Genomic DNA, 26,666 nt, shown 5'->3' on the forward strand with positions numbered 1-26,666 from the left:
CCATGAATCCAGACCTGATCAAATACTACAGCCAGGAACTGCAGCATCTCCGGGAGATGGGCGGCGAGTTCGCCCGCGAGTTTCCGAAGATCGCCGGGCGGCTCGGACTGGAAAGCCTCGAATGCGCGGACCCTTATGTGGAACGTCTGCTCGAAGGATTCAGTTTTCTCGCGGCGCGCGTGCAACTGAAAATCGACGATGAGTTTCCGCGCTTCACCCAACACCTGGCCGAGCTGGTGTACCCGCATTACCTCGCGCCGACGCCATCGATGGCCATGGTGCAAATCCAGCCCGATCTCACCAGTACCAATCTCGCCGAGGGCGTGCGGATTCCGCGCGGCAGCGCACTGCGCAGCGTGCTCGACAAGAACGGCTCGACGCGTTGCGAATACCGCAGCGCGCATGAACTGACGCTCTGGCCGCTGGAAATCGCGGAGGCGAGATTCTTCACGCATGCAGGCTCGCTCGGCGGCATGGATAGCGCGCTGCCGGCGAGCATGACGGCCGGCGCGGGTATCAAGGCCGGCCTCAGACTACGCCTGCGCGCCACTGCTGGTCTGAAAATCAACCAGCTGAAGCTCGACCGGCTGACACTGTATCTGCGCGGAACCGACGGCATGCCTACGCGCATCCACGAGCGTCTGCTGGGTTCGGTGAGCGGTATCGTCGTGATGCCGGCCAAACGACCGGCCGCCTGGCATATGCAGTTGCCGGCGACCGCATTGCGGCCGGTCGGCTTTGCCGAAGACGAGGCGTTGTTGCCGCTCAGCCGGCAGTCGTTCCAGGGCTACCGGCTTCTGCAGGAGTATTTCGCTTTTCCGCAGCGCTTCATGTTTCTGGCGCTCGACGGCTTGCAAGCGGCGTTCCGGCGTTGCGCCGACACCGAGATCGAAGTGATCGTGCTGCTCAGGCGCAGTGATCCGTTGCTCGAACAATCACTCGACGCGACGAATTTCGCGCTGCATTGCACGCCCGCGGTCAACCTGTTTTCCCGGCGTACCGATCGCATTGCGCTCTCGGACGAGCAGTTCGAATATCACGTGGTCGCCGATCGCACGCGGCCGATGGACTTCGAGATCTATCAGATAGAGACCGCGACGGGCTATAGCGCGGGTGCCGGCGCCGAACAGCAGTTCGAACCGTTCTATCACGCGCGCGATCTCGGCGCCACGTATCGCGCCGGCGCCTACTACCAGGTGCGCCGCGAAAAACGTCTGCCGTCCTCGCGTCAGCACGAGCGCGGGCCCCGCACCAGCTACCTCGGCAGCGAGATGTTCATCGCGCTGGTGGACGCCACGAATGCGCCGTTTCGCGCCGACCTGCGGCAACTCGGCTTGCAGGTGCTCTGCACCAACCGCGACTTGCCGCTGACCATGCCGATCGGCGTCGGACCCGCCGATTTCACGCTCGACGTCGAAGCGCCCGTCCAAAGCGTACGCTGCGTGAGCGGCCCGAGCCGGCCGTTGCCGTCGTATGCACAAGGGGCGGTGGCGTGGCGGCTGTTGAGCCACCTGTCGCTGAATTACGCGTCGCTGCTCGACAACGACGCACAGGAAGGCGCGCACGCCCTGCGCGATCTGCTGGGCCTCTACTGTCCCGCCGACGATATCGCGGCCCAGCGCCTGATCGAAGGCGTGCGCTCGATCGACTCGCGCTCGGTGACCCGGCGCTTGCCGTGCGCCGGACCGATCGTGTTCGGCCGCGGTCTCGAAGTGACGCTGACGCTCGACGACGCAGCTTTCGAAGGCGCCGGCGCGTTTTTGCTCGGCGCCGTGCTCGCGCATTATTTCGCGCAATACGTATCGATCAATTCGTTCACCGAGACCGTCGTGAGGACACTCTCGCGCGGTGAGATCATGCGCTGGCCAGCGAGGGTCGGACAATGCCGGACGCTCTGACACTGCTGCGCCGTCTCGAGGACGAAGCGTATCGCTTCGACTTCTTCCAGGCTGTCCGGCTGCTGGAGAATGCGTATCCGGACAAGCCGCGCGTGGGCGAGTCGATGCAGCCGCGCGACGATGCGATCCGCTTCGTGCAGGAGCCGGACCTCGTGTTCCATCCGACCACGCTGGGTGCCTTCACGCCGGCCGGCGAGCATCACGCCGCGCGCCTCGCGGTCAAATTCTTCGGCCTGCTCGGGCCGCACGGTCCGCTGCCCACGCATCTCACCGAGTACGTGCGCGACCGTGCACGCAACGCGAGCGATCCCACCTTCGCGCGTTTTCTGGACGTCTTTCATCACCGCATGGTGGCGCTGTTCTACCGTGCGTGGGCCAATGCGCAGCCGGCTGTCAGCCTCGACCGTCCGGGGCGCGACCGCTTTTCGTTTTATGTCGGCAGTCTGTTCGGGCTCGGCGAGACGACGCTGCGCGAGCGCGACGCGGTGCCCGATTTCGCCAAATTGCACTTCGCCGGTTTGCTGGCCGGGCCGACGCGTCCTGCCGCGGGCCTGAAGCTCGTGCTGGCGCGCTTTTTCAACCTGCCGGTCGAGATCGAGCAGTGGGTCGGCCACTGGATGGCGCTGCCCGCCGGCTCGCTGTCACGGCTGGGCGCGCCGGACGGCTCAGCGGCGCTCGGCGTGTCGACGCTGCTCGGTGCGCGCGTCTGGGATTGCCAGCATAAATTCCGCATTGTCATCGGGCCGTTGAGCCGCGCCGACTACGAGCGCTTCCTGCCGGGCGGCGAGAGCCTGAAGCGGCTCGTCGACTGGGTACGCAATTACGCGCGCGACGGACTCGACTGGGACGTCCGGCTGGTGCTCAGGGAGGCCGACGTGCCGCGCCTGAAGCTTGGGCGTCACACGCGGCTCGGTTACACCACCTGGGCGCTGGGCGGCGCGGCGCACGGCGATCAGCGGCAGTTGCTGCTGCATCCAACCGATGCACAAGGCCGTTCGCGGATGCCCGCGGCGCCGTCACAGACATCATCGAGGGAATAGCAAAATGGCCGAGATCAAACGGGCAGCCTTGTTTGGCAAGCTGAACAAGCTCGGATTCCGCGCAATCGAGAGCGCGAACGTGTTTTGCAAATTGCGCGGCAATCCTTATATCGAACTGGTGCACTGGTTCCATCAGATCCTGCAACTGCAGGACTCCGACCTGCACCGCATCGTCAAACATTACGGCCTCGAGCCTTCCGGGTTGGCGCGCGATCTGACCGAGGCGCTCGATCGTCTGCCGCGCGGGTCGAGTTCGGTGACCGATATTTCGTCGCAAGTCGAGGAAGCGGTGGAACGTGGCTGGGTGTTCGGCTCACTGATGTTCGGCGAGGCGCAGGTGCGCACCGGGCATCTGGTGGTCGGCATGCTCAAGACGCCGTCGCTGCGTAACGGGCTGTACGGCATCTCGCGGCAATTCGAGCGGATCAAGCTCGATTCGCTCGTCGACGATTTCGACAGCTTGCTGCGCGAGTCGCCGGAAGCGGCGATGAGCGCCACGGATGGTTTTCAGGCGGCCGGCGCGCAGGGCGAAGGCGGTGCCGCGGATGGCGCGGGCGGTCCGCTGCCGGCCGCCGCGATGGGCAAGCAGGAAGCGCTGCGGCGCTTCACCACCGATCTGACCGAGCAGGCGCGCAACGGCAAGCTCGACCCGATCGTCGGGCGCGACGAGGAAATTCGCCAGGTGGTCGACATTCTGATGCGCCGCCGCCAGAACAATCCGATCCTGACCGGCGAGGCGGGGGTCGGCAAGACCGCCGTGGTGGAGGGCTTCGCGCAACGCATCGTCGCGGGCGACGTGCCGCCGTCCTTGCGCGACGTCCAGCTGCGCACGCTCGACGTCGGCCTGTTGCAGGCGGGCGCGAGCATGAAGGGCGAGTTCGAGAACCGCTTGCGGCAGGTGATCGAGGAGGTGCAAGCCTCCGAGAAGCCGATCATTCTTTTCATCGACGAAGCGCATACGCTGGTCGGCGCGGGCGGGGCGGCCGGCACCGGCGACGCGGCGAACCTGCTCAAGCCGGCGCTGGCGCGCGGCACGTTGCGCACGGTGGCCGCCACCACGTGGGCCGAATACAAGAAGCACATTGAGAAAGATCCCGCGCTCACGCGCCGCTTCCAGGTCGTGCAGGTGAGCGAGCCCGACGAGACCAAGGCGATCCTGATGATGCGCGGCGTGACCTCGACGATGGAGCAGCATCACAAGGTGCAGGTCCTCGACGAAGCGCTCGAAGCCGCGGTGCGGCTCTCGCACCGCTACATTCCGGCGCGGCAGTTGCCCGACAAGGCGGTCAGCCTGCTCGACACCGCCTGCGCGCGGGTGGCCGTCAGCCAGCACGCGACGCCGGCTTCAGTCGACGATTCACGCAAGCGGATTGCCGCGCTCGAAACCGAGCTGGCGATCATCGGCCGCGAAACCGCGGTCGGCGTGAATACTCAGGAGCGTCAGGCCGCGGCATCGGAGAAACTCGCCGCGGAACAGGCGCGCCTCGCCACGCTCGACACCCGCTGGCAAGCGGAAAAGGAACTGGTGACACGGATTCTCGCGCTGCGCGCGCAACTGCGCGGCGAGACCGGCAAGGTTGAAGGCGCAGGCGAAGCCAGGATAGGCGGCCAAACCGGCCAGACCGGCCAACCAGGCGAAGCAGTTGAAGCAGTTGAAGCAGGCGCCACTCGGGAGACGTCCGGCGACGCGGCAATGCGCGATGCGCGGCTCGCCGAACTGCGCGACCTGCAGGCACAACTCGCGCAGCATCAAGGCGAAGATCCTCTGATCCTGCCCACTGTCGACCAGCAGGCGGTGGCCTCCGTGGTGCAGGACTGGACCGGCATACCGGTAGGCCGGATGGTCAGGAACGAAATCGAAAACGTCCTCAAGCTCGCGGAGAACCTGAACCGGCGCATCATCGGCCAGGCGCATGCCACCGAGATGATCGCGCGGCGCATCCAGACTTCACGCGCCGGTCTCGACAATCCGAACAAGCCGATTGGCGTCTTCATGCTCGCCGGCACCTCGGGGGTCGGCAAGACCGAAACCGCGCTGGCGCTCGCCGAGGTGCTGTACGGCGGCGAGCAGAACGTCATCACGATCAACATGAGCGAGTATCAGGAAGCGCACACGGTGTCGTCGCTCAAGGGGGCGCCGCCCGGCTATGTCGGTTATGGCGAAGGCGGGGTGCTGACCGAGGCCGTGCGCCGCCGTCCGTACAGCGTGGTGCTGCTCGACGAAGTCGAGAAGGCCCATCCGGACGTCCACGAAATCTTCTTCCAGGTCTTCGACAAGGGATGGATGGAAGACGGCGAGGGCCGCGTGATCGACTTCAAGAACACGCTGATCCTGTTGACCACCAATGCGGGCACGGACCTGATCACGAGCCTGTGCAAGGACCCGGAACTGATGCCGGAGCCCGAGGGAATCGCGAAAGCGCTGCGCGAGCCGTTGCTGAAGGTGTTCCCGCCGGCCTTGCTGGGACGCGTCGTGGTGATTCCGTACTACCCGCTGTCCGACGAGATGCTGGGCGCGATCATCCGCTTGCAACTCGGACGGATCGAGAAACGCATGCGCGTGTCGCACAAGATCCCGTTCAGTTACGACGACGACGTCGTGAAGCTGATCGGCAGCCGCTGCACCGAACTCGAAAGCGGCGGCCGCATGATCGACGCGATTCTGACCAACACGTTGTTGCCGCGCATCAGCACGGAATTTCTGACGCGGATGATGAATGGGAGCTCGGTAACGAAAGTGCAGATCGGGGCGCGCGACGGTGAATTTCTCTACACGTTCGATTGATTGGGTCGACGGGACGTTCGCGCGGGTTTTCGGGTACTTCGCATGGTGGATGCCTTCATATGCCACAACAAGTCAGCATGGGCGCAACGCTGCAATGTTCGTTCGGCGCCGCGCCCTCATCCCTGGTGGTGCTGCCGGTCAACCGGGTGATGGGCGAGGGGCCGCCCGCGGCCAACATCATGGATCACATTCCGCTCGTCAACATCATGCCGTTCGGCGTGTGCAGTTCGCCCGCCAATCCGACGGTCGCTGCCGCAACCACGGCAGCGCTGGGCGTGCTCACGCCGATGCCGTGCATTCCGGCGACCATGACGCCGTGGGTGGCGGGCGCGCCGACCGTGCTGCTCGGCAACCAGCCTTCGCTCGACAACGTCTCGACCTGCATGTGCAACTGGGGCGGCGTGGTCACGATCGTCAATCCGGCGACTGTCAAGACGATGATTCCGTGACATGACCACTCAAAACCCGAACCGACACGTCACCGTCAGTTGCGCGCCTGCCGGCAAGGATCTGTTGTTCCTGCATCTGAGCGGCACGGAGGAGCTGGGGCGCCTGAGCGAGTGGCGGCTCGATCTGCTTGGCACGCGCAACGACTTGCAGGCCGGCGATCTGCTCGGTCATGACATCTCGATCGCGCTCGCGCTGCCCGCCGACGGCGAGCGCCAGTTCAACGGCATCGTCACGGCGTTCCGGATCGTGGCTCCTGGCGACAGCACCCGCAACCGGATGGCGCGCTACGAAGCCGTGGTGCGCCCACGGCTGTGGCTGCTCACGCGTGCTTCGCACAGCCGGTTTTTTCACGAGAAGAGCGTGCTGGACATCGTGACCGGCGTGCTGCAGGACTACAACATCGACCTCAGCAATAAATGCCAGGCGACTTATCCGACGGTGCCGCACTGCGCGCAATACCGCGAAACCGATTTCGCTTTTGTGAGCCGGCTCATGGAGCATGAAGGCATTTACTACTACTTCGAGCACAAGGCGGGCAAGCACACCCTGGTGTTGACCGATTCGAGCGACGTGCATGGGCCGATCGATCATTATTCGTCCATCTCCTACGACGCATGGTACGAGCCTTCGAACGAGAAGGAATGCATCTACGCATGGAGTTCGGGCGCGGAATTGCAGACCGGCAAGTATGAAGTCAACGACTACGATTTCGAAAAGCCTTCGTCGAGCAATCAGCAAGGCCTGCTGTCGCGCGCGACCCGGCCGAAGGTCTACGACCCGCCGGTGTACACGAAGCAGGAACATCTGAGCGGTCACGTGCAGTCCGGCGATGGCGATCGTTATGCGAAGGTCGGTGTCGAGATTCACCAGGCGCGCAACGACAGCATCGCGGGCCGTTCCAGCGCGCGCGGCATCTGGCCGGGCGGCCAGTTCAAACTCGAGGGTCACGCCTGCGACGCGCAGAACCACAGTTATCTGGTCGTCAGCGCGGCGTACGAAATCAATTCGGATGTCTATGCGTCGACGGTTCGTCATGATCCTTCGCTGCCGTTTTTCGACTGTGAGTTCACCGCGCTGCGCAAGGAAAATCACTTCCGCTCGGAGCGCGTGACGCCGCAGCCGGTCGTCGCAGGTCCGCAGACCGCCGTGGTGGTCGGCCCGGACGGCGAAGAAATCCTCACCGATAAATACGGCCGCATCAAGGTGCAGTTTCATTGGGAGCAGTTCGCGCCGCCGGCCGATGCGGACGCCCGCATGAAGCGCTGCTGGGTGCGCGTGTCGCAGAGCTGGGCCGGCAAACGCTGGGGGACCTTCTTCGTGCCGCGGATCGGCCAGGAGGTGATCGTCGATTTTGTCGAGGGCAATCCGGACCGGCCGCTCGTCACCGGCTGCGTCTACAACGCCAACACCATGCCGCCATACGAGCTGCCGGCCAATCAGGCACTGTCGACGCTCAAGAGCAATTCGACCAAAGGCGGCGGCGGTTTCAACGAAATGCGTTTCGACGATGGCAAAGGCGAAGAGCAATTGTTCTTCCATGCCGAGAAGGATCACGAAACCTGGGTGAAGAACGACATGCTGGCCAACGTCGGCAACGATCGGCATCTGAAGGTCACCGGCAACGAGTTCATGGCGATCACCGGCGCCCGCCACGACGCCGTGACGGGCGACCAGAACGCCCAGGTCGACGGCAATGCGTCGCTCAAGGTCGCGCAGAAGTTGCAGGAAAAAGTCGGCATGGACTATGCGATCGACGCCGGCATGAACATCCATATCAAGGCGGGCATGAACATCGTGATCGAAGCGGGCGCGAGCATTACGCTGAAGGCAGGCGGCGCCTTCGTGGTGGTGGGCCCGGTGAGCGTGGCGGTATCGGGCACGCCGATCCTGCTCAATTCCGGCGGCTCGGCGGGCTCCGGCAGCGGCTCGTCGCCGACCGCGCCGAGCGCGCCCAAAGACGCCGACGACGGAACCAAGAAGATCAAATCGTGACCTGATGCACCTGACCGGTTGTGGGGAGCCAAGTGAACTATCCGATTCTTTCGCTGCGGGTTGTGCGATTCAACGACGAGACGCTGGCCGAGCCGATTGTGATCGCGTTCGGACCCGCGGGCGGCACGATTGGCCGGGCGAACGACTGCACGCTGGTGCTGCCCGATCAACAGCGGGCGATTTCGCGCGTCCATGCGCGCGTCGAGTTTCGCGGTGGCGACTATCTGCTATGCGATCTCGGCAGCAATCCGAGCGTGTTGAATCAGCGCGCGCTAGGCGGCACGCGCGAGGCCAGACTCGCGGATGGCGACCGTCTGCTGATCGGCTCGTATCTGCTGGAGGTGTCGATCGGCGAGCAGACGGCGGGAGTGCGCAGCCTGACGGGCGGCCATGATCCGCTCAGCGCCGCGCAGGTGCTCGGCGGTCCACTACCGGCCGATCAGCAAGGCGACATGTTACGGCTCGGTTCGCTCGATCCGCTTGGCCAGCCGGGTTTCGGCGACCAGCAGCGGATCTCGTCGCGGCCGGGCTTCGCGGGCTCGGAAAGCGATCATGTGTCGCCGGAGTTGCAGGCGTTCTCGCTGCCGCAGCCGGCCCGGCAGGAGCCCGCCAGAACGGCGCCGCCGGCAGCAGGGATTCCGGCTGACTACGATCCGCTCGCCGATGCGCTGGCGCAGTGGGAAACGCCGGCGCAGGCGGGCAGTGCATCGTATGCCGCGACGCCGCGTCCGGCGTCGCAGGAGATGGCGGGGTGGCCCGCCGCGGCGGCAGCGCCCGCGCCTCAAGGCGGTCCAACCGGCTTGCCCGCCGGCTTGCTCGATACGTCAGTGGCAGGTGCCGCCGCCACCCCGTTCGATGACCTGTTCGGGTCGCCGTCCGCGTCATCTGCGTCATCTGCGTCGTTTGCTCCGGTGGTGCCGGTTGTGCCGGTGGTGGCGCCACAGGCCGCTAGCGTGCGGCTTGTCACGCCTGCGGGTGGCCCTGCTCAGTCGAATGCGCCAGCGCCTGTCGAGTCGTTTGCGCCATCGGCGGCTCCGCCGTTTGCTTCGCCGTCCGAATCGCCGTTTGCTACGGTTACGCCGCCCCCTTCCGCGCCGTCGCCGACCCAGGCGTTCGCCCCGGAAGCGGCGGGCAGCGGGCAACCCGCCATGCCATCCGCCAGCCGAGCCACCCAAGCCACGCGGGCCACGCCGGCACGTGAGGATGCGCCCACTTCAGCGAGCGCGAACCCCGCCACGTTCCAGGCGCTGCTTGAGGGCCTCGGTCTCGACGCATCGCGCGTGCCGAACCTGCCTGAACCGGAATTCGCACGCCTGATCGGCGAAATGCTGCGCGAATCGCTGCGCGGCACGATGGCCGTGCTGCGCGCCCGCTCGATGACCAAACGCGAGGCGCGCCTCGACACGACGATGATCGTCGCGCGCGACAACAACCCGCTCAAATTTTTCCCCGACGTCGATAGCGCGCTCGCGCAGATGCTGACCGGCCGCAATGCCGGCTATCTGCCGCCGGACGAGGCGCTCAAGCGCGCCTTCAACGATATCGAGGCGCACGAACTTGCCGTGCTCGCCGGCATGCGCGCGGCGCTCGCCCATGTGCTCGGCTGCTTCGATCCCGCCTCGCTCGAAGCGCAGCTGAAAGAACCCGGCGCGCTCGAAAAAGTGCTGTCGAACCGCAAGGCGAAGCTATGGGATCTGTTTGTCGACTTGCAGGGCACGATCGCGCGCGAAGCCGAAGACGACTTCCAGAAACTCTTCGGCAGAGCGTTCAACGACGCGTACGAGGCGCAGATCGAGGCACTGCACGCGGCCCGCGAGCGTCAGCCGAAAGACCAGGCGAATCCCACTTGACACACTTTTGAACGAGACAACATGTCCTGGAACAGCAAAGTCATCTGGTCGGAGGGGATGTTTCTTCAGCCCCAGCATCTGCAGCAGCACGACCGCTATCTGCAGAGGCAACTGGAGACGCGCGCCGCCGCCCTGCATGCGTATAGCTGGGGCTTTACGGCGCTGGAGATCGACGAGCCCCTGTTGAAACTCGGCAAGCTCGCGCTGCTGTCCTGCGCCGGTGTATTACCGGACGGCACGCCATTCGATCTGCCCGCCGACGATGACTTGCCCGAGCCGCTCGAGATTCCCGAAAGCACGCGCAACATGCTGGTCCAACTGGCATTGCCGGTGCGCAGACCTGGGGTGGCCGAAACCGGCAACGAAGCGAGCGAGGAGAACTTCGCGCGGCACCGTATCGCGGAACTCGACGTGAGCGACAGCAATGACCCGAATGCCGGCGCTGCGTTGATGCAGATCGGCAAACTGCGGGTGCGTCTCGCGCTCGCGCCCGAAGTGGCGAACGCCTATACGGCACTCGGCGTGGCGCGCGTGCTCGAACGCCTGCCCGACAACCGGGTCGTGCTCGAGAACGACTACAGTCCGCCCTGTCTCGACTATCGGGTGGCGCGCCGCCTTGCGGCTTTCGTCGACGATCTGGTGGGCCTGCTGCATCAGCGCGGCGAAGCGCTCGCCGCGCGCCTGGCCCAGCCGGGCGTGACCGGCGTCGCGGAAGTGGCCGACTTCCTGCTGCTGCAACTGATCAACCGTCACGAGCCGCTGGCCTCGCATCTGTCGACCATGACCGGCCTGCATCCCGAAGAACTCTACCGGGTGGCGGTGCAACTGGCCGGCGAACTGGCGACCTTCAGCCAGGCGTCGAAGCGGCCGCCGGCGTATCCGGTGTACCGCCATGAATGGTTGCGCGAGACCTTTGCGCCGGTGATCGACGACATCCGTGCGTCGCTGAGCATGGTGATGGATCCGCATGCCGTGCCGATTCCGCTCGAAGAGCGCAAGTTCGGTTTGCGCGTCGCGATCGTGCCGGACAAGACCCTGTTTGCCGGCGCGAGCTTCGTGCTCGCGGTGCGCGCGCAGATGCCGGCCGAGCACATCCTGACCGGCTTCGCGCCGCAGGTGAAGATCGGACCGATCGAACGCATTCGCGATCTGGTCAACCTGCAATTGCCGGGCGTCGGCCTGCGTGCGTTGCCCGTGGCGCCGCGGCAGTTGCCGTTTCATGCGGGCTTTACCTACTTCGAACTCGATCGCGGCAACGACCTGTGGAAACAGTTCTCGAGTTCCGCCGGCATGGCGCTGCATGTCGCCGGCGACTTCCCCGGGCTGACGATGGAGTTCTGGGCCATTCGCCGCTGATGCATTGATTGAGGATGTTGATCGTGACTCCAGACGAACTGCGTGGCCCCGGCGACGATCCCGGCGCGACGATCCTGATTCCGACGCCCGGCGGTGCGCGGGCGGCGTTCATGGCGGCCGCGGCAGCGCCCGCGCCGATGCTGCCCGCCACCGGCGGTCTCAATCCGCTGTTGCGCGCGGCCAATCCGCTGATCGAACTGGCGCTGCCGCTGCGTCAGTTGCCGACCCATCCCAATGTCGAGGAACTGCGCAACCAGCTGATGCAGATGGTGCGCAACTTCGAAGCGCAGGGCCGTGCCAATGGTATCGACGACGAGAAGCTCGGCGCCTCGCGCTACTGCCTGTGCACCTTTCTCGATGAGGCGATCTCCAGCACGCCGTGGGGCGCGGGTCTGTGGGGCAGCCGCAGCCTGCTGGTGACGTTCCATAACGAGGCCTCGGGCGGCGAGCGTTTTTTTCTGATCCTGCAGCGCCTCGCGCAGAATCCGGCGGCCAATGCCGATGTACTCGAATTGATCTACGTGATTCTCGGCCTCGGTTTCGAAGGACGTTATCGCTTGATCGACGGTGGCCGCACGCAACTCGACACGATCCGCGAGCGCCTCGATCAGATGATTCGTGGCCAGCGCGGCGCGGCCGAACGCGATCTGTCGCCGCACTGGTTGCCGGTCAAGGTCGAGCGCAAGCCGTTGTTGCAGCTCGTGCCGCTGTGGGTGGCGGCGGCTGTCGCGTGCATGGTGCTCGTGATCGTCCATCTGGTGCTGAGCTTCCGGCTCAACGACATGTCCGATCGCGTGTTCGAAGCGCTGCACGGGATTCGTGTCGCGCCGGCTCCGGCGCTTGCGTCGAAACTCGCGGCGGCGCCCAAGCTCGCGCCGAAGCTCTCGCAGTTCCTCGCGCCTGAAATCGCCCAAGGCCTCGTGCGCGTCACGGAGTTGCCCGATCGGACCGTCGTCACGATCAATGGCGACGGCCTGTTCGCGTCGGGCAGTGCCGATCTGGCGCCGGGTTTCGTTCCGCTCATTCAACGCATTGGCGACGCCTTGAAGGAAGTGTCGGGCAACGTTGTTGTCGCGGGGCACACGGATAACCAGCGGGTCTTCTCCGCGCGTTTCCCGTCGAACTGGCATCTGTCGCAGGCGCGCGCCGAAGCGGTCAGGGATATGCTCGCGGCCCGCGCCGGCACGCCGGGCCGTTTCAGCGCCGAAGGGCGGGGCGACGCCGAGCCGATCGCCGCCAACGACACCAGCGCGAATCGCGCGAAGAATCGCCGCGTCGATATCACGGTGCTGGCGCCGGGAGCGGCATCGTGAGCGCCGTTGTGGCTAGTCCGTTGCGCGTGGCAGGGGGCCGGGTATGAAAATCTTCAACTGGCTGAAACGGCCCATCGTGCTGTCGCTGCTCGGCGTGCTCGCGCTGGCGCTGATCGTCTGGGTCGAGGGGCCGCTGGTGGCGTACGCAGGCCACGAGCCGCTCGAGAGCGCCGCCAGCCGCTGGATCGTGATCGTCGTGCTGTTGCTGCTGTGGGCGCTCTACTGGATCGTGCGCTGGCTCGCCATGCGCCTCGCCAATGTCAGATTCACTCGTGTGGTAGCCGAGGGCCCGGCCGAACCGGCGCCCGGCAAGAAAGAGTCCGAGGCCGATGTCGCCGCGTTGAAGCAGCGCTTCGAAGCCGCCATGGCGACACTGCGCCAGAGCCGGGTCAAGGGTCGCTTCGGCAGTCAGTACGTGTATCAGTTGCCGTGGTACATGTTCGTCGGTGCGCCCGGCACCGGCAAGACCACCGCGTTGCTGAACTCCGGGCTCAAGTTTCCGCTTGCCGACCGGCTCGGCAAACAGTCGGTGGGCGGGGTGGGCGGCACGCGCAATTGCGACTGGTGGTTCACCGACGATGCGGTGCTGCTCGATACCGCGGGCCGCTTTACCACTCAGGACAGTTTCGCCGAAGCCGATCAGGCGGCCTGGGCCGGCTTCCTGCAACTGCTGCGCAAATACCGTCCGCGCCGACCGCTGAACGGCGTGATCGTGGCGCTGTCGGCGCGCGACCTGCTGCAACTGTCGGATACGCAGCGCGCGCAGCAGGCGAACGCGGTGCGCGAACGGCTGAAGGAACTGTACAGCCAGCTCGGCATGCGTTTCCCGGTCTATGTGATCGTGACCAAATGCGATCTTCTCGCGGGCTTCGCCGAATTTTTCGACGATCTCGGCCGCGACGAGCGCGAGCAGGTGTGGGGCGTGACTTTTCCATTCAATGAGAAAGGCTCGCCGGACGACGCGCTGGCTGCGTTTCCCGCCGAATTCGACGCGCTGGAGAAGCAGCTGCAAGCCCGCGTGCTGAACCGGATGCAGCGCGAGACCGACACGCGCCGGCGCGCGCTCGTCTATGGTTTTCCGCAGCAGTTCGCTGGTTTGCAGGCCGTGTTGAAAGGGTTTCTCAACGAAACCTTCAGTACCTCCCGTTTCGACCAGTCCGCCTTGCTGCGTGGGGTGTATTTCACCAGCGGCACCCAGGAAGGCCGGCCGATCGACCGCGTGATGAGCGCCGTGGCCGCCGCGCTCGGCTTGCAGCAACAGGTCGTCGTGCCTGACCCGGCGAGCGGGCGGGCCTACTTCATCACGCGGCTGCTGCGCGAAGTGATCTTCGAGGAGGCCGGGCTCGCGGGCACGAACCAGAAGCTGGAGCGGCGCCGAGCATGGTTCCAGCGTGCCGCGCTGGTGGCGATCGGCATCGTCACGGTGCTGGCGCTGGTGCTGTTCTTCGTCAGCTATCAACGCAATCGTGCCTATGTTGCCGATGTTCAACAGCATGTCACCGAGTTGCAGAAGCTCGCGCAGAGCACGCCACAGAGTGACAACCCGCTTGCGCTGCTGCCGCTGCTCAATGCCGCACGCGACATTCCCGGCGGTTATGCTGACCGCGACAAAAACGTGCCGTGGCTGTCGCGGCTGGGCCTCAATCAGGGCGACAAGCTCGGCCTCGAAGCGCAGACCAGTTATCGCCGCCTATTGCGACAGACCTTGCTGCCTCTCGTGGTGAGCCGAATGGAAGAAGAGCTGCGTCGCGGCGATGCGAACAATCCGGACTTTCAGTACGAAGTCTTGCGCGCGTACCTGATGCTCGGCGACTCGCTGCACTACGACGCCGACTCCGTGCGCCTGTGGGCGGATGTCGATTGGCGGCGCGGTCCGTTGCGCGATGCCAGCGACGATCAGCGCAACGATATCGACGGTCATCTCGCGGCGCTGTTCCAGCCGGCGCGCTTCGATGCGTCGCTGCCGCTCGACAAGGAACTGATCGCGCAGGCGCGCGCGACGCTCGCCAAAATGCCGCTGACGCAACGCCTGTTCAACCGCGTCAAACGCAGTCTCGAACAGGCCCGACCCCAGGAGTTCAGCGTCGCCAATGCGGCCGGGCGCAACGCCGCGCTGGTGCTCGTGCGCAAAAGCGGTGCGCCGCTGACGCGCGGTGTTTCCGGCGCTTACACACGGGCCGGGTATCAGAAGTTCGGCCAGTTGCGTGACGAGGCGGTGATCGATGTCGCGAAGGACGACTGGGTGCTGGGACGTGAGGAATCCGTACTGACGGCGAATGGCGTTGAGGATCTGAGGGCGGGTATCACGCGCCTCTACTATGACGAGTACATCCGTCAGTGGGATGCGTTGCTCAATGACATCGATGTGGTCCCGTTCGACGGCGTGGACAAAGGCGCGCGGGTGGCGAACCTGCTCGCGGCGCCCGATTCGCCTCTGCGCTCGCTGATGCTGGCCGCGGCGCAGGAAACCACGCTCGGCACCGCGAAGACCGGCGGTTCGCTGACGGAGCAGGGCGTTGCCGCATTGAGCGGCAAGCTCGATGCGGCCAAGAAGCGCCTGGAGAGCGCCCTTGGCAACCAGCCGGACGACGCGGCACCGCCACCGCCCGCAGAGCTCAATCCCGTCGATGCACATTTCCAGGCGCTGCATGAACTGGCCGGCAAACCCGGCGCGGCAGGCCCGGTTCCGCTGGACGTGCAACTCGCGGCGTTGAAGGATGCGGCGGCCTATCTCGAGGCAGCGGACGCGGCGCGCCGCCAGGGCCTGCCGGCGCCTCCGGGCGATGCGTTGAACAAGCTCAAGCTGGTTGCCCAGGGTGCGCCGCCACCGCTGGCGACGGTGGCCACGGACGTCGCGGCGGGTGCAGGATCGTTGATGGTCGGCGGCGAGCGGGCGCGGCTCAACGCGTTGTGGCAGGCGAACGTCGCGCAGTTGTGCCGGCAGGCGCTCGACGGCCGCTATCCGCTCGTGCGCGGCTCCACGCGCGATGCCGCGCCCGACGATTTCGGCCGGCTGCTCGGGCCGGGCGGTCTGATCGACGATTTCTTCCAGAAGAACCTGGCGACGCTGGTCGATATGTCGGGACCGCAATGGCGCTGGCGCAGCGGCGCCGATACGCTCGGCATTCCCGTCGACGTGCTCGCCCAGTTCCAGCGCGCGGCGCAGATCCGCGACGCGTTCTTCCGCGCGGGCGGCCGCGACGTGTCCGTGCGTTTCGAAGTGAGGCCGCTCAGCATCGATCCGTCGATTACCCAGTTCACACTCGACATCGACGGACAGCAACTGGTCGCCAAACCCGGCGCGCCGCAGTCGATGGTGTTCCAGTGGCCGAGCGGCAAGGGCACCGGCCAGGCGCATGTCGAGTTCACGCCGCCGGGCGGTGGCACGCCCGCGCGCGCCGACGGTCCGTGGGCGCTGCTGCATCTGGTGGACGATGCGCATTTGCAGCCCACCTCGCAGGCTGACCGGTTCCGCCTGAACTTCGAGTCGGACGGCCGGCGTGCGGAATTCGAACTCGCGGCCAGCAGCATCGTGAATCCATTTCGGCGCGGCATGCTCGAACAGTTCCGTTGTCCGGATCGGCTATGAACGCAGACCTGTCGCCCGGGCCCGGGTTTTTCGGCAAGGTGCGCACGCATGGCGACTTCGTCTCGCGGCGCTTGCCGGCGGAGTTCCTGGCGTCTTGGGACGAGGGTCTGCAGGAGGGCATGGTGCTGGCGCGGCGGCGCTTCGAAGCGCAGTGGCTGCCGTTGTATCTGAACGCACCCGTGTGGTGTTTTGCGTGGGGGCCGCACGTCTATGGTCCGAGTGCCTGGGCGGGTGTGTTGATGTCAGGTGTGGACCGTGTCGGGCGTTATTTTCCGTTCACGATTGCTCAGGCATTCGAAGGCCTCGAACTCGAGCGTCGGCTCGCCGGTGCACAAGGATGGTATGACCGGTTAGCGGAACTGGCACTGTCGACACTGATGCCGGAATTCTCCCTCGATGAATTCGATGCGGCGTTGCGCTCAACGGGTTTGCCGGGTGGCAATGACGAGTTGGTGCCATGGCGGCTGGCAGTGCGAGACGCTTCCGACGACAGCTTTGCCACCTTGCTCATCAAAGCCGCCGTAACGGGACAGGGGATCTGGTGGAGCGACGGATCGCCGGCCGTGCCGGCTTCGGCCAGAAGCGCCGCGGGCGCGATGAGCGGCCTGCAATTCGCGAGTCTCCTCGACCTCGGCACGGACGAATGGGATTGGGTGGTCGAATTGACGTCGACTGCCGGGGCTTAGAAAAAGGATGTGCGACGCACTGTGAGGACGTGTAACGCGCTGTGAAGACGTGTAACGCACTGTGTGCTGGGCCCGGTTTCAAATTGACTGTCCATCATTCGTCTTTAAAGGATGAGGCTGTCATGCCGGTTTCTGCCGGGGTTCGCCGACGGTCCGTGACGGAGACGCCGGCGGCCTTACGGCATATGAATTCTGCGGAGATCGCCGTATGTCACGCCTGACACATTCATATTCCGCACGACGCCCGCCAGGCGCGGTGCTGGCCGCCGCGTTGTGCCTCGCATTGCTGTGCACGGCCACGCGCGCAGCCGAACCGGTCCTGAACGAGCAGGACATCAACGAGCAGTCGGTGACGCGCGCGCTCGAACCCGACAAGTCCAATGATTCCGCCGAGCCCAACGACAATGTCGTGACACGCGGCTTCGTGCTCTCGAACAAGCAACCGTCTGTCGCGCCACGTCCCGCTGCGGCGTCGCGCAAGCCCGCCGCGCAAATGCTCATCACGTTCGCCAGCAATTCGGCCACGCTCACCGACAGCGCGCAGGCCGCGCTCGACAAAGTCGCCAGCGCATTGCAGTCGGAGCGGCTCGCGGCGTACCGGTTTCGCGTCGAGGGGCACGCTGATCCGCGCGGTTCGCCCGATGCCAATATGAAGCTCTCGGAAGACCGTGCCGCCGCGGTGGTCGAATACCTGACGCAGAAGGACGGCATTGCTCCCGAGCGGCTGTCGTCGCTCGGCAAAGGCTCTTCGGAACCGCTGAACAAGCGCAATCCAACGGCGCCGGAAAACCGTCGCGTGACGATCGTCACGGTGACGGAGTAGGTGATTTTCGGACGGGTGCCGATGACACCTTATCGCATGTGTTGCGCCCGGGCGGTGATGGTGGCGCTACTGTTTGCTTCGGCCACGAAGATCGCGGTTGCCGCGGAGGCGAACGCCTCGAAGCACGCGGCTGTTGACGCCAGCGTGAGTTCGAGCGCAAGTGCGGCGCCGGGACTCGCCGTCGATCACGATACCGGCGCGGTACGCTTGCCGCTTGGCCGTCTCGAGGCCGCGTTGGCGCCCGACGCACGCTTGCAATTGTTCACCGTGACGGACCGGCCCGGGCTTTACGTGATGCAGGCAGCAAGCCTCGCGCAACAGGGGGCCATGTTTGCGCGCGTGGTGGCGTTGCTCGAACGACGCGATATGCCGCGTAACCGCGTGGTGTCGGCGGCGGCGATCGCGGCCCATGCACGGCGCTTCGGTACCGACCCGGCGGGGCTGACGGCGGGCAACAATTTCAGCACCGTCGAGTTGACGCATTTTTTCGAAGTGGCGCGCGAGCAGGGCGTGGTGCTGAACCAGGACGAGCGCGTGTTGCAGACGATCCTGGTGCGATGGCGTTTGATCCGCGAGGAGCAGGGCGTCTGGAAAGCGGCGAGCGCACGGGATTTTCTGATCACCATTCCGGGACTAGGTCCGGCACCCGGTGGCGAGACGATCGACGCCACGGTCAGGGCCGCGATCCTCAGTCACGAGTTGGGACATTGGGAGTATTTCTCCGACAGTGCGTACGCGCACGCGTGCCGGGCGTTCTGGTGGCAGGTATTGAGCTATGACGAACGCGCGGAACTGACCCGGCAGTTGGCCAACCTGGGTTATGACCCGAGCGACCGGATTGTGATCGACGAGATGCAGGCGTATTTGCTGCATACGCCTGCGGCGTATATGCCGATTGTCGATACGCCGGGGGCCGGCGGGATCGATGTGGGCCGTGTGCGGCGACGCTTGCAGGAGAGGGTGGCGAGAGCGCCAGGAGTAGAAACTGGAATGGAGGGCAAGGGCGATGATGGCCGAATGGATGCTCAGGAAACCAAAGTTTAACGATGGCTCATTACCTGTTCTGGAGGTTGACTACAAGGTTATTCCGACCATCGCCGAGGGGATCTGGCACGCTCAGAAGGTCCCAGCGTCATCGGGAGAGATCGGTTGGGGCAAAATCCTGACCTACGACTATGTCCAGGGCGCTCGTGAACGACGCGCGCAGCGACGCGTGAAGCGCGCAGGAATTGAGACGAGCGGATTCGAACGATGTGAGCTGACTGCGGATGAATACCCCTTCGCGTGCACCAAGGAAAACGCGGGCTCGACCTTTCTGACGAATGCGCCTATAGAGGAACAGCGCATACAGGGAGGACAGATCGCTGCCTTTCTCCGCGCCAACGGAGTCTTTGCCAGGACCGATGGCTACTTTTATTTTGAGGTTCGGGTGATCAACTATTTCTACCCGGGTTCGGCGACAAAGACGCCCTAGAATCACGGACTCGAAGCTAGGATTCTCCTATGTTGTAAGCCGTCTCCGGTCCCCAGCCACGCGGGGGCTCAACGAAGTAGACACGCTCGTTCGCTCCTGTCTGGCAATAAACCCACTTGCCGGATTTTCCAGTCGAGACGATATTCGCCGACCGGACGTTGACTCCCGAACCCCCATAGGACGACGGTGAGCCGGCAGACTCCGCAATCTCCAGCGACGTGAACTGTTTCCCCGAGAAACCTGCGTTGTTGACGACGCCAATATGGAACGCTTCGGAACCTGTCCCTTCAATTAATTTACCGCCTGCACGCTGCTTGGCGATGTCCGGATTGTTGTCTTTGACATCCTTGAAGAAGATCGCCGCGTCGCCAGGACTCACGTTTTCGGCGTTTTGGCGTCGGCGTGACATCACGTCTGGCCAGAGTTTGTCGTTTGACCAGAAGCCGCGAGGAAGGATGCCGTTCCAGCCGGTGGGGGCGACATCGATCATGTGAGGACAGGACTCGCCCCAATAGTTAGCCACGAAACCTCCGCAATCGACGCCGAGTGAACTGCGGCAGTATTCAAGCAAATTGGTTTCCGTTAGCGCTCCGACCTCGGATGCTAATTGCAAAGTCTCCTGAATTTCCCACGGACAGGCTTTGCCAATGAAACAGCGTTCAATCGAGTTGTTAATGTAATCGTAGTCGTTGAAATTGAACGTCTTTGCCTGATTGACGTGAGGCATTCCCGTCGCACCAGGCAAAAGTTGTCTGAGTGCTGCTCGTGCCTGACCGGCCCGCCTGTCTTGCTTGCTCTCGTTATGCTGGAGATAGTTGACGATGGGAGCTCGGCGCGGGACCCAATCGTTGCCATTCCAGAACCACGTGAACATTTGAGCATAGGTGCGCACGTAATCAGCGGGGACTATCATTGCTTTGCTCCATGTCTGGAATTCGGAGGGGGTTACATACAGGCACGGTTCTCCAATTGCCGGGCTGCATTTCGGGGCAGTCCGAACCTGGCTTGCGCCAGCCAGGATCCAACCGCACGCGAAGGCATCGCGAGTGTATCTGCAAGACGATTGGACGAGCCTGATTTTGAAGGTCTTGCCGCGTGTTCAATGCCGTTCAGAGCGGTCAAGCCAGTCGCCCAGCCAACGTGCGCGTCATTGATGCGCGCTAGCGAGCCACGCACGCCAGCCGCCAGATTCCGTGATGTCGACCCCGGACGCCAGGCCACAAGGTTCGCACACAAAGCCGGTCACCCACGTGCCGTCCATCAGTTCAAGTTTCCCTAGCGCAAGCGGAGAAGGAATGGTCGTGATGAACGAGCCCAATTCCAGACTGGGCATCTCCCAGACCTCGATCGCGATCGCCGTGCCGCCTTCCGCTACTCGCCACATGCCGGGCCGCCGCGTGCCATCCGGTGTGGCGGCCAGTGCTGACAGGCGATAGTGAGGCGCGGTTCGCGTAGCCTCGACCAAACGTGCGCCACGGCAAACCAGATCGCGATTGAGCGGCAAACCCTGCATGTGAGCGCCGCACACCGCCACGCGCACCTGATCGTTGGACGCTGCGTTGGATGCTGTCGGCTGGTCACTCGCATCGGGCGTGCCGAGCCCGACGCACTGAACACCGCTGATTCGCTGCAGCAGGTCCGCCACGCTCAACAGATACTGATCCGTCAACGCGCGACCGAACACGGTCACGCCCCACGGCAGGCCGTTCGCCATGAACGCCGTCGGTGTTGCAACGGCCGCGTAGTCCAGCAGATTCATGAAATTGGTGTAATAGCCGAGCAGCGAATTGGGCCCGATAGGATCGCGCTCCAACTCAGCCAGCGTGACGGGTCGCGGATAAGTCGGCGTGAGGACGAAGTCCAGTGATTCGAGCACGGCGTCGCAGATCACTTTCAACGCTTGCAGACGGTATTGCGCGCGAAAGAGCTGGACGGCGGTGGCGCCCGGCGCCTTCGCCAGCACGTCGCGAATGACCGGCAACACGGCCTGCTCATTCGCCTCGATCAATTCTCCCACGACGGTGTAGCGTTCCGCGACCCACGGGCCTTCATAGAGCAGATTCGCCGCTTCGACGAACGGTGCGAAGTCGATTTCGACGGCTTCACCGCCCGCGGCTTCGAGCATGGCGCGGGCCTTCGCAAACAACGCCGGGCTTTCAGCACAGCCCGCGAATTCGAGTCGCGACGGCACACCAAAGCGGAACCTGGCGAGCTTGCCGAACGCACGCGCATTGTTCCATTGTGGGTTCTTGCGACTGTATGCATCGCGAGGATCGGCCTGCGCGGTGAGCGCCAGCAGTTCGCTGGCTTCACGCGCGGTCGCCGTGAAATACGTCACGCAATCGAGCGTGCGGCAGGCCGGCACGACGCCGGCAGTGGACAGCAAACCCTTGGTTGCCTTGAGTCCGACGAGGTTGTTCAGCCCCGCCGGCACGCGGCCGGAGCCGGCGGTGTCGGTGCCGAGCGCGAAGCTCGCGACGCCCAGCGCGACGGCCAGCGACGACCCCGCACTCGAGCCACCCGACGGATAGTCGGGATGTACGCTGTTGCGGCACTTGCCGTAAGGTGAGCGCGTGCCGTTGAGGCCGGTCGCGAACTGGTCGAGATTGGTCTTGCCGAGCGGCACGGCGCCGAGCGCGATCAACTGCGCGACGAGCGTCGCTGACTCGGCCGGCGTATAGGCGAACGCGGGGCAGGCGGCGGTTGTCGGAATACCGGCCAGGTCGATGTTGTCCTTGATCGCGAACGGAATGCCATAGAGCGGCAATGCGTCGATATCCTGAGCGTCCAGCCGTTCCAGATAGGGCGCGACTTCCGCTTCGCTCAGCAAATGGATGAACAGATGAAACTCGGGATTCAGTGCCGCGGCTTTCGCCAGAAGTTCGCCGATCAGTTGGCGCGGCGTGAGCGTCCCGGCACGGTAAGCGGCGCGCAGTGTGGAGAGACGCAGGTCGAATGAAGACATAAAAATGTTTTCCCAGAAAAGTCAAAGGCGTTCGATGACAGCGACGCGTTGCCCCGCGCGCAGCGCGGAGCCGGGTACCACGTAAATTTCGCCGACGGTTCCCGCACACGGCGCACACACGGAGATTTCCATCTTCATCGACTCGATGACGAGCAGCACGTCGCCGGCTTCTACCGTGTCGCCGGCACTCACGCGCACTTGCCAGAGACTGCCCGCGATCTCGCTCTCCACGGCTACCTCGCCATCTTTCAGCGGCGCGAGTTCCACGTCCTCGGCGACTGGCGCGTCGAAACTCTCTTCCGCCGCGCCCGCTTCGCGCCAGCGTTCGCGTTCGGCCTGAAACGCGGCCTGCTGACGCGCGCGAAATTGCTCGATGCCGACAGCTTCGCGTGTGAGAAACGTTTGATAGTCGGCCAGCGACAGTTCGGTCTCTTCGATCTTCAGCGGATATCGCCCCAGCGGGAAGTCCGCGCGGATGCGCTGCAATTCGTCGGCGGGGACTTCGTAAAAGCGGATCTGGTCGAAAAAGCGCAACAGGTACGGCCGCCCCGCGAAATCCGCGACTTCGCGATAGCGATTCCACATCTGCAACGTGCGGCCAACGAACTGATAACCGCCAGGCCCTTCCATCCCATACACGCACAGATAGGCGCCGCCGATGCCGACCGAGTTCTCGGCCGTCCATGTGCGCGCCGGGTTGTATTTGGTCGTCACCAGCCGGTGACGCGGATCGAGTGGGGTCGCGACTGGCGCGCCGAGATACACGTCACCGAGCCCCATCACGAGATAGCTGGCATCGAAGACGATCTGTTTGACGGCGTCGATCGAATCGAGATCGTTGATGCGGCGGATAAACTCGAGATTGCTCGGACACCAGGGCGCGTCCTTGCGCACCGTCGTCATGTATTTGTCGATCGCGAGCCGGCACGCGGGATCGTCCCATGACAGCGGCAGATGCACGATCCGTGACGGCGCGCGCAAATCCTTCTGCAACACGACATGCTGCCAGGCGCGCTCGACGATCGCGAGCAATTCCGACAGAGGCAGGCGCTCAGGCTGATAGTGAATCTGCAGCGAGCGGATGCCCGGCGTCAGATCGATCACGCCAGGCAACACCATGGATTCAAGCGACTGCATCAACGCATGACCGCGGAAGCGCAACACGAGATCGAGTTCCGCCGGGCCGATTTCGAGCAGCAGATGCGTGTCTCCGGAAACGCGCGCGACGAGGCGTTCGCGATCCGCACCGGTATCGAGCACGATAGGCGAGACCAGCGGCGCTGCCTTCGTGACAACCGGCTGTGCGTCGAACTCGAGCGTCTCCAGTTCTCGCAGACGTTGGCGTGCTGCGTCACGCGCTTCATCGATTTGCACCGGCACGAAGCGCACTTTGTCACCGGCTTTCAGCTGGCCGATCTGCCAGAGATCCGCCTCGATGATCGTGACCGGACAAACAAAGCCGCCAAGACTCGGACCATCGGGCCCGAGAATCACAGGCATGTCGCCGGTGAAATCGACGGCGCCGACCGCATACGGATTGTCGTGAATGTTCGACGGATGCAGCCCGGCCTCACCACCATCCTCGCGCGCCCATTCCGGCTTCGGTCCGATCAGGCGCACGCCGGTGCGGCTGGAGTTGAAATGAATCTCCCATTCGGTGTCGAAAAACTGTTCGACATATCGCGCGCTGAAGTACTCCGGTGCGCCGTGCGGGCCATAAATCACGCGCAGCGTTCGCACGGTTTCCAGCTCGGGGACCTTGGCAAGCACCGCGCCCGCGCTGTCGTCCTGCAGCGGGTGCAGATGCAGGACATCGCCCGCACGCAGCGCCCGCCCGCCATGTCCGCCGAACTGGCCGAGCGTGAAGGTGCTGCGGCTGCCGAGATACACGGCGACGTCGAAGCCGCCGCGCACACACAAATAGGCACGCGCACCCGCCCCACGGATCGCGCCGAGCGCGAGCGTCGAACCGGCGGCGACAAGAAGCGCCGTGTTCAACGGCTGTTCAATGTCGTCGAGCAACACGGACAGATGCGCGCCCGTCACCACGACGACCGCATCCGTATTGAAGCGCAAGGTCGGCCCGCTCATGGTGATTTCGAGCGCGGCCGCATCGCTTGCATTGCCGAGCAGCCGGTTGCCGAGCCGCAGCGCGCGGTCATCCATCGGACCGGACGGCGGAATGCCGACTGCCCAGTAGCCCAGACGCCCCGGATGATCCTGCACGGTCGTCTGCGTGCCGCCGCTAAGCACTTCGATCGTACTCGCCCGGTACTTGAGTCCTTCGAGGCAACGCGTCCAGGGTTCGCCCGACGCAAACGGCTGATCGTCGAGGATCTGCCGCAGATAGTCGCGATTGGTCTCCACGCCGTAGATGCGTGTGCTCTGCAACGCGTCATTGAGCGCGTGGCGTGCCGCGTCGCGCGTCGGCGACCATGCAATCACCTTCGCCAGCATCGGGTCGAAGTAGGGCGGTACTTCGCAACCGGCTTCGATCCACGTATCGATGCGCAGCGTGCGGCCGTCGGCGCGCGGAAACGCGACATCGGTCAGCAAGCCCGGGCTCGGCTTGAAATCGCGGCCGGGGTCTTCGGCATAGAGGCGTGCCTGGATCGCGTGTCCCCGCGGCGTCAGGCCCGCTGCGAGTTCCCGCAACGGCGCGAGCGTGCCCGCGGCCAGTTCGATCATCCAACGCACCAGATCGACGCCCCAGACCTGCTCGGTCACACCGTGCTCCACCTGCAAACGCGTATTCACCTCGAGGAAGTAGAACCGCTGCGCGGCGCTGTCGTAGACAAATTCGACGGTGCCGGCCGAGCGGTAATTCACCGCTTTCGCGAGCTTCACGGCGGCGTCGCACAATGCGGTGGACATGCCGTCCGGCAAACAGGGCGCGGGGGTTTCTTCGAGCACCTTCTGATTGCGCCGCTGCACCGAGCAATCGCGCACGCCAAGGGCAATCGCATCGCCCCGTCCGTCGCCGAAGATCTGTACTTCGAGATGCCGCGCGCGTTCGATGTACTTTTCGAGGAACACGCCGGCATCACTGAAATTGTTCTGGCCAAGGCGCTTGACCACGTCGAAATGCGTGCTCAGTTCCTCGCTGTTCCAGCACACCCGCATGCCGATCCCGCCGCCGCCCGCCGTGCTTTTCAGCATCACCGGATAGCCGATCGCCGCCGCTGCGTCTAGCGCTGCCGGCAGATCGTCGAGCAAGCCCGTGCCTTCGAGCATCGGCACGCCTTCTTCGGCCGCGATGGCACGCGCCGTGTGCTTCAGTCCAAAAGCCCGCAATTGAGCGGGAGTCGGTCCGATGAATGCAATGCCGGCCGCTTCGCACGCTTCGCCGAAGCTTGCGTTCTCCGACAGGAACCCGTAGCCCGGATGGATCGCCTGAACGTTCTCACGACGAGCGATTTCGAGAATCTTTTTCGAATCGAGGTAGGTAGCCGACGCCGGGCCGTCGCCGAGACAGTGCGCAATCGGCGCCTCGCTAACATGAAGACTCGCGCGATCCGCTTCCGCATAAACGGCGACACCGGTTACTTCGAGTTCGCGCAACGTTCTAAGGATGCGGCACGCAATCGCGCCGCGATTGGCGATCAGGATTTTCTCGAACATGAAAGGGGTCTTGATTCATGGGCGGGCCGTCCCGCCACGTGGGAATTGCATGCCGCGGTCGTCCGCGGCAGAGACCGGCGTTAGCGATTCGCGTGGGTCAGTTGTGCGCGCGTGCAGGTGCAGCATCGTCCGGAGCGAACCAGCATGACGAAATACAGCCAGTTGCGGATACGCTTCAGTTCCATATCAGCAGCTCCGCGGGTGTCGGGTTATAGGCATTGCACGGATTGTTCAACTGCGGGCAGTTGGAGATCAGCACGATCACATCCATTTCCGCGCGCAATTCCACGTACTTGCCGGGCGCCGAGATGCCGTCCTCGAACGTCAGACCGCCCACGGACGTCACCGGAACGTTCATGAAGAAGTTGATGTTCGCGCCGATATCCTGCTTCGACAAACGTCCATCGTGCGCACAGGCGCGCAGGTAGTTATCGCGGCAGCTATGCATGTAGCGCTTTTCCAGCGCATAACGCACCGTGTTGCTTTCCTGTGCGCAAGCGCCGCCGAGCGTATCGTGACGGCCGCAGGTATCGGCGACGATTGTCAGCAGCGGATTGCCGAGGTTCGAATACAGCACGGTGCCGGTTGTCAGGTACAGGCTTTTCTGCCGGCGCAGCGTACGTTGCGGGTCGAAACGCTCACGCGGATCGGCGAGACTGTAGAACAGCGTATCGACGGCCTGATTGCCTTCCAGATCGAGAATGCGTAGCGTCTGCCCAGCTTTCAGCTCGTGAAGCCACGGTTCACCGGCCGCGAGTGTCTCGCGAAAGACGGCGTTTTCAGGGCGTTTATCGCTGACGGTAAGCGTTGTTGTTGTCATGATG

The 26,666-nt window shown here is 64.3% G+C and carries 17 protein-coding genes; 13 read left to right on the forward strand and 4 right to left on the reverse strand.

What is annotated here, in order from left to right; genetic code table 11:
• Positions 1–2: 2 nt before the first annotated feature.
• The 13 genes from tssF (at position 3) to PQR53_RS22105 (ending at position 19,256) form a co-directional block, all read left to right on the forward strand.
• Positions 3–1,898 (forward strand): type VI secretion system baseplate subunit TssF, encoded by a 1,896-nt coding sequence (tssF, locus tag PQR53_RS22045; protein WP_408458339.1) that lies wholly within the window; start codon positions 3–5, stop codon positions 1,896–1,898.
• The gene (gene tssG, locus PQR53_RS22050; protein ID WP_408458342.1) at positions 1,883–2,938 is read left to right on the forward strand and encodes a type VI secretion system baseplate subunit TssG; all 1,056 of its coding nucleotides are present in this window, start codon (positions 1,883–1,885) and stop codon (positions 2,936–2,938) included. Before tssF ends, tssG begins: the two co-directional genes overlap by 16 nt.
• A gap of 4 nt (positions 2,939–2,942) precedes the next feature.
• On the forward strand, positions 2,943–5,723 hold the full coding sequence (gene tssH, locus PQR53_RS22055; protein WP_408458345.1) for a type VI secretion system ATPase TssH: 2,781 nt from the start codon (positions 2,943–2,945) through the stop codon (positions 5,721–5,723).
• A gap of 59 nt (positions 5,724–5,782) precedes the next feature.
• Positions 5,783–6,172, forward strand: coding sequence for a DUF4280 domain-containing protein (locus PQR53_RS22060; RefSeq protein WP_179732051.1), 390 nt, complete (start codon positions 5,783–5,785; stop codon positions 6,170–6,172).
• Between the two features lies 1 nt (position 6,173).
• Complete coding sequence (locus tag PQR53_RS22065) at positions 6,174–8,165, forward strand: type VI secretion system Vgr family protein (RefSeq protein WP_408458348.1); 1,992 nt, start codon at positions 6,174–6,176, stop codon at positions 8,163–8,165.
• A gap of 32 nt (positions 8,166–8,197) precedes the next feature.
• Positions 8,198–10,015, forward strand: a complete 1,818-nt coding sequence (tagH, locus tag PQR53_RS22070; RefSeq protein ID WP_408458351.1) for a type VI secretion system-associated FHA domain protein TagH — start codon at positions 8,198–8,200, stop codon at positions 10,013–10,015.
• Between the two features lie 21 nt (positions 10,016–10,036).
• Entirely contained in the window at positions 10,037–11,371 is a 1,335-nt protein-coding gene (tssK, locus tag PQR53_RS22075) for a type VI secretion system baseplate subunit TssK (RefSeq protein ID WP_408458354.1), read from the forward strand.
• A 23-nt stretch (positions 11,372–11,394) separates the two neighbouring features.
• Entirely contained in the window at positions 11,395–12,684 is a 1,290-nt protein-coding gene (tssL, locus tag PQR53_RS22080; protein WP_408458357.1) for a type VI secretion system protein TssL, long form, read from the forward strand.
• 43 nt (positions 12,685–12,727) lie between these two features.
• Positions 12,728–16,273: a type VI secretion system membrane subunit TssM gene (tssM, locus tag PQR53_RS22085; protein ID WP_408458359.1), complete on the forward strand. Its 3,546-nt coding sequence runs from the start codon at positions 12,728–12,730 to the stop codon at positions 16,271–16,273.
• Positions 16,270–16,959, forward strand: coding sequence for a type VI secretion system-associated protein TagF (gene tagF / locus PQR53_RS22090; protein WP_408458362.1), 690 nt, complete (start codon positions 16,270–16,272; stop codon positions 16,957–16,959). The genes tssM and tagF overlap by 4 nt, the downstream gene beginning before the upstream one ends.
• A 208-nt stretch (positions 16,960–17,167) precedes the next feature.
• Entirely contained in the window at positions 17,168–17,782 is a 615-nt protein-coding gene (locus tag PQR53_RS22095; protein ID WP_408458364.1) for an OmpA family protein, read from the forward strand.
• Between the two features lie 21 nt (positions 17,783–17,803).
• Positions 17,804–18,826, forward strand: a complete 1,023-nt coding sequence (locus PQR53_RS22100) for a hypothetical protein (RefSeq protein ID WP_408458367.1) — start codon at positions 17,804–17,806, stop codon at positions 18,824–18,826.
• Complete coding sequence (locus tag PQR53_RS22105; protein WP_408458370.1) at positions 18,789–19,256, forward strand: NucA/NucB deoxyribonuclease domain-containing protein; 468 nt, start codon at positions 18,789–18,791, stop codon at positions 19,254–19,256. Before PQR53_RS22100 ends, PQR53_RS22105 begins: the two co-directional genes overlap by 38 nt.
• 16 nt (positions 19,257–19,272) lie before the next feature.
• On the opposite strand, the gene PQR53_RS22110 is transcribed toward PQR53_RS22105, so the two are convergent.
• The 4 genes from PQR53_RS22110 to PQR53_RS22125 form a co-directional block, all read right to left on the reverse strand.
• Entirely contained in the window at positions 19,273–20,169 is an 897-nt protein-coding gene (locus tag PQR53_RS22110) for a hypothetical protein (RefSeq protein ID WP_408458372.1), read from the reverse strand.
• Between the two features lie 234 nt (positions 20,170–20,403).
• Complete coding sequence (gene atzF, locus PQR53_RS22115; protein ID WP_408458375.1) at positions 20,404–22,221, reverse strand: allophanate hydrolase; 1,818 nt, start codon at positions 22,219–22,221, stop codon at positions 20,404–20,406.
• A 21-nt stretch (positions 22,222–22,242) separates the two neighbouring features.
• Entirely contained in the window at positions 22,243–25,842 is a 3,600-nt protein-coding gene (gene uca, locus PQR53_RS22120) for an urea carboxylase (protein WP_408458377.1), read from the reverse strand.
• 175 nt (positions 25,843–26,017) lie between these two features.
• The gene (locus PQR53_RS22125) at positions 26,018–26,662 is read right to left on the reverse strand and encodes an urea amidolyase associated protein UAAP2 (RefSeq protein ID WP_408458380.1); all 645 of its coding nucleotides are present in this window, start codon (positions 26,660–26,662) and stop codon (positions 26,018–26,020) included.
• Positions 26,663–26,666: the final 4 nt, after the last annotated feature.

It is taken from the genome of Paraburkholderia fungorum (assembly GCF_046027605.1).
Taxonomy (GTDB): domain Bacteria; phylum Pseudomonadota; class Gammaproteobacteria; order Burkholderiales; family Burkholderiaceae; genus Paraburkholderia; species Paraburkholderia fungorum_F.

Coding starts and splice junctions, on each gene's coding strand:
- tssG (WP_408458342.1), top strand. CDS start 1,883: ATGCCGGACGCTCTGACACTGCTGCGCCGTCTCGAGGACGAAGCGTAT.
- uca (WP_408458377.1), bottom strand. CDS start 25,842: ATGTTCGAGAAAATCCTGATCGCCAATCGCGGCGCGATTGCGTGCCGC.
- atzF (WP_408458375.1), bottom strand. CDS start 22,221: ATGTCTTCATTCGACCTGCGTCTCTCCACACTGCGCGCCGCTTACCGT.
- PQR53_RS22065 (WP_408458348.1), top strand. CDS start 6,174: ATGACCACTCAAAACCCGAACCGACACGTCACCGTCAGTTGCGCGCCT.
- PQR53_RS22095 (WP_408458364.1), top strand. CDS start 17,168: ATGTCACGCCTGACACATTCATATTCCGCACGACGCCCGCCAGGCGCG.
- tssM (WP_408458359.1), top strand. CDS start 12,728: ATGAAAATCTTCAACTGGCTGAAACGGCCCATCGTGCTGTCGCTGCTC.
- tssH (WP_408458345.1), top strand. CDS start 2,943: ATGGCCGAGATCAAACGGGCAGCCTTGTTTGGCAAGCTGAACAAGCTC.
- PQR53_RS22060 (WP_179732051.1), top strand. CDS start 5,783: ATGCCACAACAAGTCAGCATGGGCGCAACGCTGCAATGTTCGTTCGGC.
- tssK (WP_408458354.1), top strand. CDS start 10,037: ATGTCCTGGAACAGCAAAGTCATCTGGTCGGAGGGGATGTTTCTTCAG.
- PQR53_RS22105 (WP_408458370.1), top strand. CDS start 18,789: ATGATGGCCGAATGGATGCTCAGGAAACCAAAGTTTAACGATGGCTCA.
- tssF (WP_408458339.1), top strand. CDS start 3: ATGAATCCAGACCTGATCAAATACTACAGCCAGGAACTGCAGCATCTC.
- PQR53_RS22110 (WP_408458372.1), bottom strand. CDS start 20,169: ATGATAGTCCCCGCTGATTACGTGCGCACCTATGCTCAAATGTTCACG.
- tagF (WP_408458362.1), top strand. CDS start 16,270: ATGAACGCAGACCTGTCGCCCGGGCCCGGGTTTTTCGGCAAGGTGCGC.
- PQR53_RS22125 (WP_408458380.1), bottom strand. CDS start 26,662: ATGACAACAACAACGCTTACCGTCAGCGATAAACGCCCTGAAAACGCC.
- PQR53_RS22100 (WP_408458367.1), top strand. CDS start 17,804: ATGACACCTTATCGCATGTGTTGCGCCCGGGCGGTGATGGTGGCGCTA.